This is a genomic window from Streptomyces sp. NPDC102274, from assembly GCF_044766385.1.
Classification (GTDB): Bacteria; Actinomycetota; Actinomycetes; order Streptomycetales; family Streptomycetaceae; genus Streptomyces.
The window spans coordinates 97,332-114,092 of record NZ_JBIWLW010000011.1 but is presented as its reverse complement, the minus strand read 5'-3'; the positions used below and the strand labels follow the sequence as shown (position 1 = coordinate 114,092).

Here is a 16,761-nt window from a genome sequence, read left to right as displayed (position 1 = left end):
GGACCGCGCGGTCCTTCCGGGGGGCTGCGTTCACGACGCTAAACACCCCTTGCGGTGAGGGCATACGATGTTGCCTATGACGCAAGACAATGGCGAGCTGGACAGCCTGGTACGCAAACGGATCCGCGCCCTGCGCGTGGCCCAGGGCTGGTCACTGGAGGAACTGGCCGCCCGTGCCCAGGTCAGCCAGTCCACACTCAGCCGCATCGAGAACGGCCGGCGCCGCCTGGCCCTGGACCAGCTCGTCACCCTCGCCCGAGCCCTGGACACCTCCCTGGACCAGCTCGTCGAGACCGCCAGCGACGACGTCGTCACCAGCCCGATGATCGACGGAGCCCATGGGCTCATGCGCTGGCCCGTAAAGGCGGACCCCGGCATGACCGTCATGCGCCAGCGCATGACGAACCCGCCGCCCGACAGCCCTTCACGTATGCGCGCCCATCCGGGCCGCGAATGGCTCGTCGTCCTGTCCGGCACCGCGGTCCTGCTGCTGGGCAACCGGCGCATTCGTGTGGAGACGAACCAGGCGGCGGAGTTCCCCACGATGCTGCCGCACGCCATTGGGGCCGAGGGCGGGCCCTGCGAGATCCTGGGGATCTTCGACCGCGACGCCCGCCGCAGCCACCAGCGCGGTGACGACGCCTACGACAGCGGCAGACCCCGCCGGTGACGCACCGGACGCCCACTCCGCGGGATCACGCCGAGAGGCGGTGCCTCGGCATGCGCTGCCCTCTCCCCAGAGGCAGCCGCTTGCGCGTCCGGCAGTTCATCGGGCCAGTGTCTTGCGTAAACCGGGATCCATGATGCCGCGACGGCATGGTCCTCTTAACGTCCCCTCATGACCCAAGCCTCCCCGCACGCGGCACACGATGGCGCGCACCCCGTTCCCCAGCTCACCCCGGACTCCGACGGCCAAACGGAGATCCTCGACCTGGACGCCGAAGTGCTCGCCGAGCACATCGCCTCCATCACCGCATGGCTGCCCATCGAGAGGGGTCCGCGCCACATCGTGGACCTGGGATGCGGGACGGGGGCCGGCATCTTCGCCCTGCTCGCGCGCTTCCCCGAAGCGGAGGTGACCGCCGTCGACGCGTCGGCCGGTCATCTGCACCGCCTGCGGGAAAAGGCCGAGGCGCTCGGTGTGGCCGACCGGGTGCGTACGGTGCCGGCCGATCTCGACGCGGACTGGCCCGACCTCGGCCGGCCCGAACTGGTGTGGGCGTCGGCGTCGATGCACCACATGGCCGACCCCGGCCGCACCCTGCGCAGGGCCCACGATCTGCTCTCCCCCGGCGGACTGTTCGCCGTTGTCGAGCTGGCCGGCTTCCCGCGCTTCCTGCCCGACGACGCTCCGAAGGAGCGGCCCGGCCTGGAGGAACGCTGCCACGCCGCTCTCGCGCACCATCACGCCGAGCACGTGCCGCACCGCGGTGCCGACTGGGGCCCCAAGCTGGCCGCCGCCGGGTTCACCGTCGAGGGCGAGCGCACGATCACCGTGAACGTCGACGGCTCCCGCAGCGAGGCGGTCGGTCACTACGCGCTCAGCGGCCTGAAGCGTCTGCGCGGCAGCGCCGCCCACGCCCTTACCGCTGACGACCTCACCGTCCTCGACCAGTTGCTCGACACCGAAGGCCCCCTCAGTATCCTGCGCCGCGGCGACCTCGCGGTCCGCACCGAACGCACCGTATGGGCCGCACGCCGCGCCTGACCTGAGCGAGTCGGCGTCGCCGGCCGGCGGCGCCGACGAACGGCTGAGGGCTGCCCCCGGGCAGTCCTGACGGCCAGGAAGCGATCTCAGAGAAGATTGAGGGCGGACACGCCGCCGACCCCGCCCAGCAGCATGAACACCGGCATCAGCACCTTCAGCTCCACCCAGCTGCCGGCCCGGAACCGCATGGCCTTCGGCGGGCCTATCGGGTACCAGCGCTTGCGGCCCAGCGGTATGGGCCAGAGGATCGGGCAGCCCGACACCGTCAGCGCGTCACCGATGTCGTGCACCAGCGCGCCGAGGACGATCGGCAGACCGAGCCAGAGGTACTCCTGTCCCGGCGCGTCGAAGAGCCAGTCCGCGCCGTTGCCCGGCTTGTCCAGGACGCCCGCCAGGATCCAGGCGCTGGTCGCCCCGAGCAGCCAGACCAGGACATCGCTGGAGACCCGGGCGGCCCGCCACAGCAGGCCCTCCACCGCGAGCACCAGATGGACGAAGAGGATCGCGAGCACCCCCCAGCGCCCGGCGGTGATCGCCAGCAGCGACGCACCGCCGCCGATCAGCACCGCCCACAGCCAGGTATGGGTCAGGGTGCGGTGGCCGCCGGTCCTGCGGGGGTCTCCGGGCTTCCTGGTCGCCTTGTAGACGGCGAAGGACAGCTTGTCGACGATCTCGCAGAGCGCCTTGGACACCGGCCCGAACGCCCGGGAGATCGTCGCGGCCTTGTGGTCGAGGTCGGGGGCGAGCGCGGCGCCCGCGGTGATCAGCGCCCCGACCACCAGGACGGGCCACGGCATGGTGTGGCCGGCGGCGGCCGCGGCGGCACCCACCCCCAGCCAGGCCGCTGCCCCTGACAGAGAGTGTGCCGGTCCCATCATGGTCGTACCCGTCCCAGTGCGGTTGTGGTGAAGGCCAGTGTGGCAAGGCCCAGTTGACAGGCCAGCGTATCGTCCGTGATCTTCGGCCCGACGTCCGGTTCCCTGATCGGGGCGGAAGGCAGGCAAGATGGGGGCGTGACCCTTATCGATCAGCTGCCGCCGGATGCCGACCCCGATGCCCTCTTCGAGGCTTTCTCCTCCTGGGCCGAGGGCCAGGGCATCACGCTCTATCCGGCTCAGGAGGAGGCGCTGATCGAGGTGGTCTCCGGGGCCAACGTGATTCTGTCCACCCCCACCGGCTCCGGAAAGAGCCTGGTCGCGGCGGGTGCGCACTTCACGGCGCTGGCGCAGGACAAGGTCACCTTCTACACCGCCCCGATCAAGGCGCTGGTCTCCGAGAAGTTCTTCGACCTGTGCAAGCTCTTCGGCACGGAGAACGTCGGCATGCTGACCGGCGACGCCTCCGTCAACGCCGATGCCCCGGTGATCTGCTGTACGGCCGAGGTGCTGGCCTCCATCGCGCTGCGCGACGGCAAGCACGCCGATATCGGCCAGGTGGTGATGGACGAGTTCCACTTCTACGCCGAGCCGGACCGCGGCTGGGCCTGGCAGATCCCCATCCTGGAACTGCCGCAGGCGCAGTTCATCCTGATGTCGGCGACGCTCGGTGATGTCTCCCGCTTCGAGGAGGACCTGACCCGTCGCACGGGCCGGCCCACCTCCGTCGTACGGTCCGCGACCCGGCCGGTCCCGCTGTCGTACGAGTACCGGCTCACCCCGATCACCGAGACGCTGACCGAGCTGCTGGAGACCAGGCAGGCACCCGTCTACATCGTGCACTTCACGCAGGCCGCCGCCGTCGAGCGCGCGCAGTCGCTGATGAGCATCAACATGTGCACGCGCGAGGAGAAGGACCGGATCGCCGATCTCATCGGCAGCTTCCGCTTCACCACCAAGTTCGGCCGCAATCTCTCCCGCTATGTGCGCCACGGCATCGGGGTGCACCACGCGGGCATGCTGCCCAAGTACCGGCGGCTGGTGGAGAAGCTCGCCCAGGCCGGTCTGCTGAAGGTCATCTGCGGTACGGACACGCTCGGGGTCGGCGTCAACGTCCCCATCCGTACGGTGCTGTTCACCGCGCTCACCAAGTACGACGGCAATCGCGTCCGCACCCTGCGCGCCCGGGAGTTCCACCAGATCGCGGGCCGGGCGGGGCGGGCCGGATTCGATACGGCGGGGCTGGTCGTCGCGCAGGCGCCGGAGCATGTCGTGGAGAACGAGAAGGCGCTCGCGAAGGCGGGCGACGATCCGAAGAAGCGCCGCAAGGTGGTGCGGAAGAAGGCCCCCGAGGGCTTTGTGGCCTGGTCGGACACCACGTTCGAGAAGCTCATCGGCTCCGATCCCGAGCCGCTGACCTCCCGTTTCCGGGTCACCCACACCATGCTGCTGTCGGTCATCGCGCGGCCGGGCAACGCCTTCGAGGCGATGCGCCATCTGCTGGAGGACAACCACGAGCCGCGCAGGCAGCAGCTGCGGCACATCCGGCGGGCCATCGCCATCTACCGCTCGCTGCTGGACGGCGGGGTGGTGGAGCGGCTGGCGACCCCCGACGCCGAGGGCCGTATCGTCCGGCTCACCGTCGATCTCCAGCAGGACTTCGCGCTCAACCAGCCGCTGTCCACCTTCGCGCTGGCCTCGTTCGAGCTGCTGGACCCCGAATCGCCGTCGTACGCCCTGGACATGGTCTCCGTCGTCGAGTCCACGCTCGACGATCCGCGGCAGATCCTCGCCGCCCAGCAGAACAAGGCGCGCGGCGAGGCGATCGGCGCGATGAAGGCGGACGGGATCGAGTACGAGGAGCGGATGGAGCGGCTCCAGGAGGTCACGTACCCCAAGCCGCTCGAAGAGCTGCTCGTGCACGCGTACAACACGTACCGTACGAGCCATCCCTGGGTCGGCGACCACCCGGTGTCACCGAAGTCGGTGATCCGTGATATGTACGAACGGGCGCTGTCCTTCACCGAGTTCACGTCCCACTACGAGCTGGCCCGCACCGAGGGCATTGTGCTGCGCTATCTCGCGGGCGCGTACAAGGCCCTGGAACACACCATTCCGGACGACCTCAAGTCGGAGGATCTGGAGGATCTCACGGCCTGGCTCGGCGAGATGGTCCGGCAGGTCGACTCCAGTCTGCTCGACGAGTGGGAGCAACTGGCCAACCCCGAGGTGGAGACCGCCGAACAGGCACAGGAGAAGGCCGACCAGGTCAGGCCGGTCACGGCCAACGCCCGCGCCTTCCGGGTCCTCGTACGCAACGCGATGTTCCGCCGGGTCGAGCTGGCCGCGCTGGACCAGGTACGCGAACTGGGCGAGCTGGACGCCGAGTCGGGCTGGGACGAGGAGGCGTGGGGCGAGGCGATGGACGCGTACTGGGACGAGTACGAGGACCTGGGCACCGGTCCCGACGCCCGCGGGCCGAAGCTGCTCTCCATCGAGGAGGACCCGGCGCACGGCCTGTGGCGGGTCCGGCAGACCTTCGCCGACCCGAACGGCGATCATGACTGGGGCATCAGTGCGGAGGTCGATCTCGCGGCCTCCGACGAGGAGGGTCTCGCGGTGGTGCGTGTCACGTCCGTGGGCCAGCTCTGAGATTCGCACAGTACCGAGAACGGGAGAACACCGCGCCATGACAAACCCCGCCGAGAGACTGGTCGATCTGCTCGACCTGGAGCGGATCGAGGTCGACATCTTCCGCGGGCGCAGCCCCCAGGAGTCCCTGCAACGGGTCTTCGGCGGGCAGGTGGCGGGCCAGGCACTGGTGGCGGCCGGCCGGACCACGGACGGGGACCGCCCGGTCAACTCGCTGCACGCGTACTTCCTGCGGCCGGGCCGCCCGGGTGTCCCGATCGTCTACCAGGTCGAACGGATCAGGGACGGCCGGTCCTTCACCACGCGCCGGGTCACGGCCGTCCAGCAGGGCCGTACGATCTTCAATCTGACGGCCTCCTTCCACCACCCCGAGGAAGGGGGCTTCGAGCACCAGTTGCCGCCCCGGCTGGACTTCCCCGACCCCGAGTCGCTGCCCACGGTCTCGGAGGAGGTACGGGAACATCTGGGCCAGCTCCCGGAGCCACTGGAGCGGATGGCACGGCGCCAGCCGTTCGACATCAGATACGTGGAGCGGCTGCGCTGGTCGCGCGAGGAGATCAAGGACGCGGACGCGCGCAGCGCCGTCTGGATGCGCGCGGTGGGCCCGCTGGGCGACGACCCGCTGGTGCACACCTGCGCGCTGACGTACGCGAGCGACATGACGCTGCTGGACGCGGTGCGCATCCCGGTCGAGCCGCTGTGGGGCCCGCGGGGCTTCGACATGGCGTCGCTGGACCACGCGATGTGGTTCCACCGTCCGTTCCGCGCGGACGAGTGGTTCCTGTACGACCAGGAGTCGCCGATCGCGACGGGCGGCCGGGGGCTGGCCCGGGGCCGTATCTACGACCGCGAGGGGCGGCTGCTGGTGTCGGTGGTGCAGGAGGGGCTGTTCCGCAAGCTGGCCAGCTGACCTGCGACGATACCGATGGCCGCGCGGCACGCCGTCGGACACCCATGTGACACCACCGGCCGCACACGGCCCGTTGCAGAGGCCCGAGCCTGGAACCCGGGGCCTCGTTGGGGACGGTGAGGTGGGCGGGGGTGTAATCGGCTTTGTGCGGGGCGGCGGTGTGGGCCGTCTGGGAGGTCATCGTCGATCCATGGTTCCGGATCTGTGCCCGCACCTGTGCGCGTGCCTCCGTCCCGGCCAGTGCTTCATCAGCCGTACCACCCGAAATGGCGACGCGTTGCAGCGCTGACCAACGTTCTTTCGTCGTGTGCATCCCGAACACGCTCCCGTGCTGCCGGAAGTGGCTTGACGCACGACGTGCCCGCTGTCGTAGGCCGCGGCTAGGATTCACCACGTCTGTGACGTGACAGAAACGGCACGTAGAGACACGAACGGACAGTGACCGGGGACAGAAGAACCAAGAAGCGGGGACGGCGCATGCGGGAAGGCCGGTGGAGCACGGTCACCGAGTCCGAGTTCGACCACGAGCGCCGTGGCCTGGAAGCCATCCGGGAGAAACTGCCGGACGCCGATCCCTGGCGGGCGTGGTCGAACTTCACGTTCACCGCCCACACCGGTCACGTCCGGGAGGTCGACCTCCTCGTCGTCGCCCCCGGCGGCGTGTACATGATCGAGCTCAAGGACTGGCACGGCTCCGTGACCAGTGAGAACGGCACCTGGGTCCAGACCACCCCCGGCGGTCACCGCCGCCCGCACGGCAACCCGCTCCACCTCGTCAACAAAAAGGCGAAGGAGCTGGCCACGCTGCTCGGCCAGAACGGCAGGCGGGTGTGGGTGGGCGAGGCCGTCTGCTTCACCGACGGCGGCCTGCGTGTCCGCCTGCCCGCCCACGACCAGAACGGTGTCCACAGCGTGGACGAGCTGGTCACCATGCTGAAGCAGCCGCCGCGTGACGAGCGGCGGCGCATCACGGCCGTTGAATCCCGTGAGATCAAGACCGCCCTGGAACGGATCGGCATCCGGCGCAGCGACGCCGAGTACAAGGTCGGCCCGTATCAACTGGACCGAAAATCCTTCGACTCGGGCCCGACCTGGGCCGACTACCAGGCGAACCACAGCGAGCTGCCCGAGGTGGCCCGCGTCCGGGTCTACCTGAGCGAACGCGGATCGGAGGCGTCGATCCGGCGGTCGGTGGAGAACGCGGCCCGTCGTGAGGCGGCGGTACTGCAGCGGTTCAAGCATCCCGGCGTCGTCCAGCTCAAGCAGTACTACCCGTCCGGGCACTCCGCGGGTCCCGCCCTGATCTTCGACTACGACCCGCGCACGCTCCGCCTGGACGAGTACCTGCTCCAGCACGGCAAGGCCCTCGACATCCTCGGTCGGATGGCGCTGGTCCGCCAGCTCGCCGAGACGATACGTTCCGCGCACTCCGCCCGCATCCACCACCGGGCGCTGGCAGCCCGCGCCGTTCATGTGGTCCCCCGCAACCGGGGCCGCCGCGGACAGACGGTCGGGGAGGACGCCGCCTGGCTCACTCCCCGCCTGGAGATCTCGGACTGGCAGATCGCCACCCAGCGCCCTTCCGGCACCGAAGGCGACAGCGGGCAGGGCATGACCCGCTTCGCGCCGACCGCGCTCTCGGCGATGCACCTGGCGGAGGGCTCCGACCCCTACTTCGCACCGGAGCTGACCGCCCTCAAGGCCGACCCGGTCTACCTCGACGTGTACGGCCTCGGCGTCCTGACCTATCTGCTGGTCACCGGCAGGGCCCCGGCCGCGAGCCAGGCCGAGCTGCTGGCACGGCTGGAGGCGGGCGAGGGGCTGCGGCCCAGCTCGCTGGTCGACGACCTCTCCGAGGACATCGACTTCCTGGTGCAGGCGGCGACCGCCTACCGGCCCGGACAACGCCTGTCCTCGGTGGACGAGTTCCTGGAGATGCTGGAGATCGTCGAGGACGGCCTGACCGCCCCGGCCTCGGCGCCCGACCCCGAACCGGCCGAGGACCCCGAGAAGGACCCGCTGGAAGCGGTGGCCGGCGATGTGCTCGGCGGCCGCTGGGAAGTCCGCCGCCGGCTCGGCACCGGCTCCACCAGCCGGGCCTTCCTCGTCCGCGACCTCCAGGCCGAAGCCCGCAAGACCCGGCCGCTCGCCGTCCTGAAGGTGGCCCTCTCGGACAGCAGGGGCCAGGTACTGGTCCACGAGGCCGAGGTGATGAACCGGCTGCGCCCCGACTCCCGGGTGATCCGGCTCGTCGAGCCGGAACCCCTGCGGATCGGCCCCCGTACGGTCCTCGCCCTGGAGTACGTGGGCGACGAACGTGAGGCAACCGATCAGGGCGCCGAGACCGCCGACTCCGGCACCGGCACACGCACCCGCCGCCGCGAGGAGACCGTCGCCCGCCAGCTGCGCGAGCACGGCCGGCTGAAGATGGACCAGTTGGAGGCGTACGGCGACTACCTGTTCGGCGCCGTGGACTTCCTGGAGGGCGAGAGCGTCTGGCACCGCGACATCAAGCCGGACAACATCGCCATCCGTATCCGCCCCAACCGCACTCGCGAGTTGGTCCTCATCGACTTCTCCCTGGCCGGCTATCCGGCGAAGGACTACGAGGCGGGCACCGACGGCTACCTCGACCCGTTCATCGGCACCCTGACCCGCACCGCGTACGACTCGCACGCCGAGCGGTACGCCATCGCCGTCACACTGCACCAGATGGCCTCGCGCGAGCTGCCGAAGTGGGGCGACGGCTCGGTGCCGCCCCGGATGACGGACCCGAAGGAGTTCCCGTACCCGACGGTCCAGGCCGACGCCTTCGAGCCCGCCGTACGGGACGGTCTGGTCGCCTTCTTCCGCAAGGCCCTGCACCGGGACGCGGCGAAGCGCTTCGCCGAGCTGAAGCCGATGCGGGACGCCTGGAAGAAGATCTTCCTCGACGCCTCGCAGACGGTGCCGTCCAGCCACCGCTCCCGCCACCCCGAGCCCGCGCCGCAAGAAGCAGTGGCGGGTGAGCACGCGGCGACGATCGCGGACGCCGAACCGCTCACCGCCGACGAGCAGCGCGAACGCCTGGCGGCAGTGGTCACCCGCGACACCCACCTGTCGGCCGCCGGTCTCACTCCGGCCGCCGAGTCCTTCCTCTACGGCCTCGAGATCACCACCGTGGGCGGCCTCCTCGACTACAGCCGGAGCAAGCTCCTCAACGCGCCGGGCCTCGGCACCAAGACCCGCACCGAGGTCCAGCGCCGTCAGCGCCAGTGGGGCAGGCTGCTGCGCGAGGCACCGCTCTCTCCGCTCACCCCGAAGGGCCGCGCGGAGGCGAAAGAGGAACTCGCCCAGCTCACCGCCACCGAGTCGGCGGTCGCCGGGGCCCTGGCCTTGAGCGAGGGAGCGGCGGGTCTGAGCGAGTCCGCGTTGCGCTCGGTGAGCCTCGACCTCCTCGCCACGCTCTTCGTCCCGGAGCTGAACAACAACCGCTCCAACAGCAACAAGGTCGACATGGTACGGCTGTTGCTGCGCCTGCCGGACGAACGTGGTGAGCTGCCCGGCATCGGCGTCTGGCCCAAGCAGAAGGACGTGGCGGAAGCCCTCGGCCTGTCCGCCGGGCGCATCCCGCAGATGCTGAAGGAGGAGCGCAAGCGCTGGAAGAAGCACCCGGCGGTCCAGGCGCTGCGGGACGAGATCGTCGGTCTGCTGGTGGGCCTCGGCCGGGTCGCCTCCGCGGTGGAGATCGCCGATGCCCTCGCCGTACGGCGCGGTACGCAGCTGGCGGGACGCGAACAGCGGCGCGCGCTGGCTCTGGCGGCGGTACGAGCTGTCGTGGAGGTGGAGCAACTCCAGCCGGAGGTGGCGGAGTTCCAGCACCAGGCCAACCGCAAGGCCACGGAGGACGTCCTGGCGGCGGGCCTGCTCGCGCTGGACGTGCGGGAGGACGACGCTCCGGACACCCCGACGGCTCCGGGGCTTCTCGACTACGCGACCCGCCTGGGCAAGACCGCCGACCGCCTGACCCGCCTGGAGACCTTGCCGACGGCCACGACGGTGCTGAGCGAGCTGGGCGCGCTGACCCCGCCGCCCGGTGTCGTGGACTGGGACGAACGGCGACTGGTCGAACTGGCCGCCGCCGCGTCCGTGAACGCGGCGGCCACGCCCCGCCTGGAGATCTACCCGCGTGACCTGCCCCTGGTACGGGCCCTGCGCCTCACCCAGGCCGGCCTGGTACGGCTGATCCCGGGCGTTCCGGAGGCACGGCAGCCCGGTCTGACGGGCGAGGACGTCCACGAGCGGGTACGGGCCCGCTTCCCGGAACTGGTCATCAGGGACGGCCGGGGCACCAGCACGCACGAGCTGCCGACCGGCGGCCCGCTGACCAAGGCGCTGCGCGAGGCCGGCTTCGACCTCACCCTGTCGACGCGCGAGGGCACCGGGACGCTCCGGTATCTGCCGACGCGGATGGACGACGCGTCCACCTATCTGACTCTGCCGGGCGGGAGCTGGCGCCAGTCGACGCAGGCCGGCACAGTGACACGCTACTCCGACGACCCACTGGTGGCGGGCGGGGTCCGCGCGGACGAACGGCTGCTGGCCTCGGCCCGGCGGGACGGCTACCGGGTCCTGACCGTGCACCACGCCCGTACGGCCGAGGCGATACGGAGACTGGCGGGACACCGCATCGGCGCGCAGGCGGTGTCCGTGACCGAACTCTTCCTGGAGTCGATGCACGCCCTGGTCCCCCCGGGTACGAAGCCGACGTGGGAGACGCTGCTCAAAGCGGATGTGGCCGAGCCGGGCTCACGGGGCGCGCTGAAGTTCGGTGAGTACGCACGGACCGCGTGGGGCACGGTGGAGCCGCGGGTGCGGGAACTACTCGCCCCGGGCGCCGGTTCGGGCCCTGTCCTGCTGAACGAGGTGGCAGTGTTCGCCCGGTACGACGGGATGGGCGTCCTCGACCGGCTGGCGGAGGCAGCCCGCCAGGGCGGGCGCGGACTGTGGCTGCTGGTGCCGCAGGCGGACCCGGCGCGTGAGCCGAAGCTGGGACACACGGCGGTGGCGTACCAGGCCGGCCTGGGCGAATGGATCGACCTGCCGGACTCGTGGGTGAAGAAGGACTACCTGTCCGGTGTGACGGACGTGGGTGTCGTGGGTGTGAACGGTAACGAGGGAGACGACAAGTGATCGACCGCAAAGCCCTGTTGGAGGACCTGAAGCAACAGGTCAAGGCGGTCGAGACCGACCTCGGCAAGCAGGTCAAGGTGGTGGCCGAGGGCGAGAAGCTCCGCGCCGAGTACGACCGTGCGCGCAAGCTGGGCCGTACGGCCGCCACCTGGAACTCCTGGCTGGACGAGCGGGTCACGCAGGTCGCGGTGGCGTGGGTGCTGGGGACGGTCTTCGTCCGCTTCTGCGAGGACAATGGCCTGATTCCGGAGCCGTACCTGACGGGGCCGGAGGGCGATCGGCGTGACCTGGCGCTGGCTCGCTTCGAGGAGTACGTCGCGCGGTCGGAGGATCCGACGTACCGGGGCTGGCTTGAGCAGGCGTTCGAGGAGCTGGGAGCAGGGCAGGCGGGGCGGCTGCTGTTCGACCGTCGACACAACCCGCTGTTCCAGATCCCGTTGTCGCACGACGGTGCACGGGAGTTGGTGGACCTCTGGCGCAGGCGGGATGAGCACGGTGTTCTCGTCCACGACTTCACGGATGCGTTGGAGGAGGACGGGGACGGTACGCGGGGGTGGGACACTCGGTTCCTGGGCGACCTGTACCAGGACCTGAGCGAGGCGGCCCGGAAGACGTACGCGCTGCTTCAGACACCGGAGTTCGTGGAGGAGTTCATCCTCGACCGGACGATGGACCCGGCGGTGCGGGAGTTCGGCTACGAAGGCTTGAAGATGATCGACCCCACGTGCGGGTCGGGGCACTTTGTGCTGGGGGCGTTTCGGCGGCTGGTGCGGCTGTGGGGGGAGGGTCGGCCCGGTAAGGACGTGCACGAGCGGGTGCGGGAGGCGCTGGACTCGGTCCACGGGGTGGACTTGAACCCGTTCGCGGTGGCTATTGCTCGGTTCCGGTTGCTGGTGGCGGCCATGGCTGCCAGTGGGGTGCGGACGCTGGGGGAGGCGGCCAAGTACGAGTGGCCGATCCATCTGGCGGTGGGCGACTCGCTCATCAAGCACCGGCACAAGCAGGGGAACCTGTTTGACGGCTTGGAGGAGGAGGGGGCTGATGAGTTGGCCGACTTCAAGTATGAGACTGAGGATGTGCACGAGCACCCGGATATTTTGAAGCCGGGGCGGTATCACGTGGTGGTGGGGAATCCGCCGTATATCACGGTGAAGGACAAGAAGCTTAACGAACTCTACCGGGGGCTGTACGACGCGTGTTCAGGGACGTATGCATTGTCCGTGCCGTTCGCCCAGCGGTTCTTCGAGCTCACGAAGGTCGGGGACTCGGAGAGCGGGCTCGGGTACGGCATGGCGGGCCAAATCACAGCGAATTCATTTATGAAACGAGAATTCGGCACACAACTAATTGAATCTTACTTTGGTCACGAGATAGAGCTGACCGAAATCATCGACACGTCTGCAGCACACATCCCTGGACACGGCACGCCAACTGTCATCCTAGTCGGGAGACCACGAGGCGGACAGCATCGTTCTCAAAGCATTCGAACCGTACGAAGCATCCAGGGCGAACCCTCAGCTCCGAAAAATGCAGAAGACGGGTTCGTCTGGAGAGCAATTGCAAACCAGGTCGATGATCCTGGGTCTCGCACCAAATGGGTATCAGTTGATGATCTAGACCGCAAGAATTATTTCAGCCGACGCCCTTGGATTTTGGCGGACGGCGGCCTAGAACTAGTTTCAGCGATCAAGATTGGCTCAACCGCCTCCCTTGGGGAGATTGCCCGATCAATTGGCGCGGGAGCAGTGACTCGCGAGGACGATGCTTACATGATCGGTGCCGGATACGCACGTCGAAGCGGCATCCCGGCAGGAGAACTGCGACCGATTGTTGAGGGGGTGCAGGTACGCGACTACTCGCTATGGAACCCCATCACTTCGATCTGGCCATACAAGGAAAGCACCTTGAAGGCGCACGCCTCGGAACCCACTCAGCGTGTTCTATGGATGTACCGTAAGACGCTACAAGAAAGAGTAGCTTTCAGTAAGACGCAACTAGAGCGTGGCCTCACCTGGTTCGAATATTCCATGTTCTTCACCGACCGCTATAGAGCACCACTCTCCCTCACCGTCCCAGAGACCACTACCGTCAACCACTTCGTACTAGACCGAGGCGGAAAGGTTTTCAAAGACACAGCTCCAGTTATCAAACTTAACGAAAACGCAAGCGAAGAGGAATATCTCAAGATCCTGGGGGTCCTGAACAGCTCGACAGTCTGCTTCTGGCTAAAGATGAACTGTCACGACAAGGGCAGCCAGTCCGGGACAGGCGGATTTATGCATGATGAGTGGGAGAGATTCTACCAAATCAAGGGAGCAAACCTGGGACGCATTCCGCTCCCTAAGCCTTCCTCGACTTCCATGCCCTCTACCCTTGATACCTTGGCTCGCGAGAACCTCGACCACCATCCCACTGCACTTGCGGCCACGACCACCCCCACAGCCGCTTCCCTCCAAGCCGCTCGCTCAAAATGGCACTCTAACCGAGCCCAGATGATCGCCATCCAAGAGGAAATGGACTGGTTGGTCTACTCGCTGTACGGTTTGCACTCTGAAGACCTAAGCACTGAAGACCTCGCCATCGTCCCGGAACTTGCTCTAGGTGAGCGTGCGTTTGAGATCGTTCTGGCCCGACGAGAAAGCGCAGGAACCACAGACACCGTGTGGTTCGAACGTCACGGATCCACACCCATCACCCATATCCCCATCCACTGGTCGGCCGCTTACCGCGAGGTCGTCCAGAAGCGGATCGATGCCATCGAGTCGTCCCGGGCCATCGGCATGGTCGAGCGGCCGGAGTACAAGCGACGTTGGGCCACTGAAGGGTGGGACTCGCTCCAGGAGAAGGCGCTGCGGGGCTGGCTGCTCGACCGGATCGAGGACCGTGCGCACTGGTTCGACGAGAACGGGATGCCCTCCCTCGTCACCCTCTCCCGCCTCACCGACAACCTCTCTCGCGACGAGGACTTCGTCTCCGTCGCCAAGATCTACGCGCCCCACAAGGAACTGCCCTCCGTGGTCTCCGAGTTGATGACCGACGAGCACGTTCCCTTCCTCGCCGCCCTGCGCTACAAGCCCGCCGCCCTCAAGAAGCGCGCTGACTGGGAGAACGTCTGGGATCTTCAGCGGCAGGAGGACGCCGCTCCGGACGAGCCGGCCAAGCGGAAGATCCGGGACACCATCCCCGTACCGCCCAAGTACACCTCCGCCGATTTCCTGCGCCCCTCGTACTGGCGAGCGCGCGGCAAGCTGGATGTGCCCAAGGAACGCTTCATCTCGTACGCACGGGCCAACGTGGCCACCCCCGACCTGTACGGCTGGGCAGGTTGGGACCACCGGGAGCAGGCGCTCGCGCTCGACACGTACATCGCCACTCACGAGGGCCTGACCACCGAAGAGGTCACGCCGCTCCTGGCCGGGCTGCTGGAACTCCAGCCGTGGCTGAACCAGTGGCACAACGAGCCCGACCCACTCTTCGCCCCGACCCCCGCCAAGTTCTTCGACGGCGACCGACAGATGGAGCAGGGCAAACACGGCCTCACCGACGACGACCTGCGTGCCTGGCGCCCGGCCGCCGCGACCAGAGGTCGCCGTACCACCAAGAAGTAACCCGCCAACTACGCCAACGGCCCCGCGATCAGAACGGATCGCGGGGCCGTTGCCTTGCCTGATCAGTGGCTCAACTGCCCGCCCGCCACTGCCGAGACGAAGGATGTCCACCCGCCAGCAGCGAACACAAGCACCGGCCCGTGGGAAACCTTGCTATCCCGCACCGGGACGACAGTGGCGAAGTCGTCAGAGACCTCGACGCAAGCGCCACCATCCGAGTTGCTGTATGAGCTCTTGCGCCATTTCACGACACTCAGGTCGATGGATCGCACGGCACTTCCTCCAACATGCGCAGGACGAACTTCCGCGACTCGGCCGGGGTCAGCGCCAGGTCACGAACTGCATCGTAAGCACCTTGCAGCTTCTCGACCGCCGCGCTGTCTTCGATCAGGTCGCCGCGGTGCGCGTTCTCCGTGTATGCCACCGTACGTCCCTGCGGCAGACGTAGAAACCACACGTCAGTGCTATCAAGCCCGTAAGGGCCAGCGCTGAACGGCAGCACGTGGACGACGATGTTCGGGCGTTCCGCCATCTTGGCCAAGTACTCCAACTGCCCGTGCCACTCAGCAGTGTTCAGCAACGCCGTGCGCAGGACCGCCTCAGAAAGAATGGTCCGGAACCGGGGCGCATCCTCGCCCTCCAGCAACTCCCGCCGCCCCATCCGTGCCTCGACCTGCTGCTCAAGCTCCTTCCCCTTGAGCCCGCCCGCCGCCAGCACCTCCCGCGCATACCCCGGCGTCTGCAACAACCCCGGCAGGACGCTCACCGCGAAGTGCCACAAGCTCACCGCCTCCGCCTCCAGCGCCATGTACCGCCGGTATCGCTCCCGGAACTGCGTATGGTCCCCGGCGGCCAGCTCCCACAGCGCCAGCAACAGCCCCGGCGTCCCGTAGTGCGTGTCGAGGGCCTGGACGACCTCCGGGCTGCCCAGCGTCTCGCCCTTCTCCATCTTGCCGAACAACGACCAGTCCCAGCCCAGCCGTTCGCCGAGCGCCCGCAGGCTCGTCCCACTGCCAGTTCGCAGGGTCCGCAGTTCCTCGGCGAACCGCTGACGGGGTTCCTGGCTGCGGCCGGTGATGACGCGTCGTTGCGGCATGCCGCTCCTTCCGGGACGTTCGTGCGTTCGTGCGTTCGTGTGAGCGACGTGGAATCAGTGGAACCACCTCCGCGCGGCGGTGAACCACGGTCCCGTCCACAGCGCGGTCACCCACATCCGGCCGCATCCTCGTAACGACCGGACTACGCAGCGTAATTCACGCAGCACAATCAGGTCATGGAAACAGCGGAACCGTACCGACAACCGCACCGACGAGGACCCATATGACCCCCACGCCGCACGTTCCCCGCACCTCCAAGTTCCAGGAAGCCCTCGATGCCCGCGACGCCCTCGCCTCCGCCCTCTCCCAGGCCGGCATCCAGCTCCCCGCGATGGACATCCGCACCCCCTGGGCCGACGACCGCAAGGCCGAAGCCCAGTACGCGCTGGTCCACCTCGGCGTGTGCTCGGCCCCGGTCGCCCTCCTGCTCGCGGACGTGATCACGAAGGGGATCGCCGGGTGACGGAGGACACCGACGGGCCCCCCACCGTCGGCGAGACCGTCCACGACAGCGCGCGTAACCGCGTCGGACGGGTCATGGACCACGTGGGCCCGTACATCCAGTTGCGCCCACTCGCCGGTGGCCGTGAATGGGACGCCGACCCCGACCACCTCCGCGCCCTCACCCGGGCCGAGCTGTTGAGCGCCCTCGTCGCCGAAGCGAACGCCCGGAGCAGGCACCGCAGATGACGGTGCCACTCCCCGTCCGAAGCCGTGCCCCGACACCCACCCGCCCCGG

At 68.3% G+C, this 16,761-nt stretch carries 11 protein-coding genes; 8 read left to right on the top strand and 3 right to left on the bottom strand.

Annotation, left to right across the window (positions count from 1 at the left end; genetic code table 11):
* Window positions 1-76: 76 nt before the first annotated feature.
* Together ACIRQP_RS17500 and ACIRQP_RS17495 are read left to right on the top strand one after the other, a co-directional pair.
* On the top strand, window positions 77-670 hold the full coding sequence (locus ACIRQP_RS17500; RefSeq protein ID WP_403890293.1) for a helix-turn-helix domain-containing protein: 594 nt from the start codon (window positions 77-79) through the stop codon (window positions 668-670).
* A gap of 168 nt (window positions 671-838) precedes the next feature.
* A complete protein-coding gene (locus tag ACIRQP_RS17495) occupies window positions 839-1,708 on the top strand; it encodes a class I SAM-dependent methyltransferase (RefSeq protein WP_403890290.1) in 870 nt (289 codons plus the stop codon).
* A gap of 86 nt (window positions 1,709-1,794) precedes the next feature.
* On the opposite strand, the gene ACIRQP_RS17490 is transcribed toward ACIRQP_RS17495, so the two are convergent.
* Window positions 1,795-2,586: a metal-dependent hydrolase gene (locus ACIRQP_RS17490; protein ID WP_403890287.1), complete on the bottom strand. Its 792-nt coding sequence runs from the start codon at window positions 2,584-2,586 to the stop codon at window positions 1,795-1,797.
* Window positions 2,587-2,661: 75 nt separating this feature from the next.
* On the opposite strand from ACIRQP_RS17490, the gene ACIRQP_RS17485 reads away from it, so the two are divergent.
* The 4 genes from ACIRQP_RS17485 (at window position 2,662) to pglX (ending at window position 14,925) form a co-directional block, all read left to right on the top strand.
* Window positions 2,662-5,235, top strand: coding sequence for a DEAD/DEAH box helicase (locus ACIRQP_RS17485; RefSeq protein ID WP_403890284.1), 2,574 nt, complete (start codon window positions 2,662-2,664; stop codon window positions 5,233-5,235).
* Between the two features lie 37 nt (window positions 5,236-5,272).
* A complete protein-coding gene (locus ACIRQP_RS17480; RefSeq protein ID WP_403890281.1) occupies window positions 5,273-6,145 on the top strand; it encodes an acyl-CoA thioesterase in 873 nt (290 codons plus the stop codon).
* Window positions 6,146-6,622: 477 nt separating this feature from the next.
* On the top strand, window positions 6,623-11,317 hold the full coding sequence (gene pglW / locus ACIRQP_RS17475; RefSeq protein WP_403890278.1) for a BREX system serine/threonine kinase PglW: 4,695 nt from the start codon (window positions 6,623-6,625) through the stop codon (window positions 11,315-11,317).
* Window positions 11,314-14,925 (top strand): BREX-2 system adenine-specific DNA-methyltransferase PglX, encoded by a 3,612-nt coding sequence (gene pglX, locus ACIRQP_RS17470; protein ID WP_403890275.1) that lies wholly within the window; start codon window positions 11,314-11,316, stop codon window positions 14,923-14,925. The genes pglW and pglX overlap by 4 nt, the downstream gene beginning before the upstream one ends.
* Before the next feature lie 62 nt (window positions 14,926-14,987).
* On the opposite strand, the gene ACIRQP_RS17465 is transcribed toward pglX, so the two are convergent.
* Both ACIRQP_RS17465 and ACIRQP_RS17460 read right to left on the bottom strand, forming a co-directional pair.
* A complete protein-coding gene (locus ACIRQP_RS17465) occupies window positions 14,988-15,197 on the bottom strand; it encodes a DUF397 domain-containing protein (RefSeq protein WP_403890272.1) in 210 nt (69 codons plus the stop codon).
* Window positions 15,179-16,021 carry a helix-turn-helix domain-containing protein gene (locus ACIRQP_RS17460; protein ID WP_403890269.1) on the bottom strand — a complete coding sequence of 281 codons (843 nt, stop codon included), beginning with the start codon at window positions 16,019-16,021 and terminating at the stop codon, window positions 15,179-15,181. Before ACIRQP_RS17460 ends, ACIRQP_RS17465 begins: the two co-directional genes overlap by 19 nt.
* 224 nt (window positions 16,022-16,245) lie before the next feature.
* On the opposite strand from ACIRQP_RS17460, the gene ACIRQP_RS17455 reads away from it, so the two are divergent.
* Window positions 16,246-16,485, top strand: a complete 240-nt coding sequence (locus ACIRQP_RS17455; RefSeq protein WP_403890266.1) for a hypothetical protein — start codon at window positions 16,246-16,248, stop codon at window positions 16,483-16,485.
* Window positions 16,482-16,712, top strand: coding sequence for a hypothetical protein (locus ACIRQP_RS17450; protein WP_403890263.1), 231 nt, complete (start codon window positions 16,482-16,484; stop codon window positions 16,710-16,712). Before ACIRQP_RS17455 ends, ACIRQP_RS17450 begins: the two co-directional genes overlap by 4 nt.
* The last annotated feature ends 49 nt before the right edge of the window (window positions 16,713-16,761 follow it).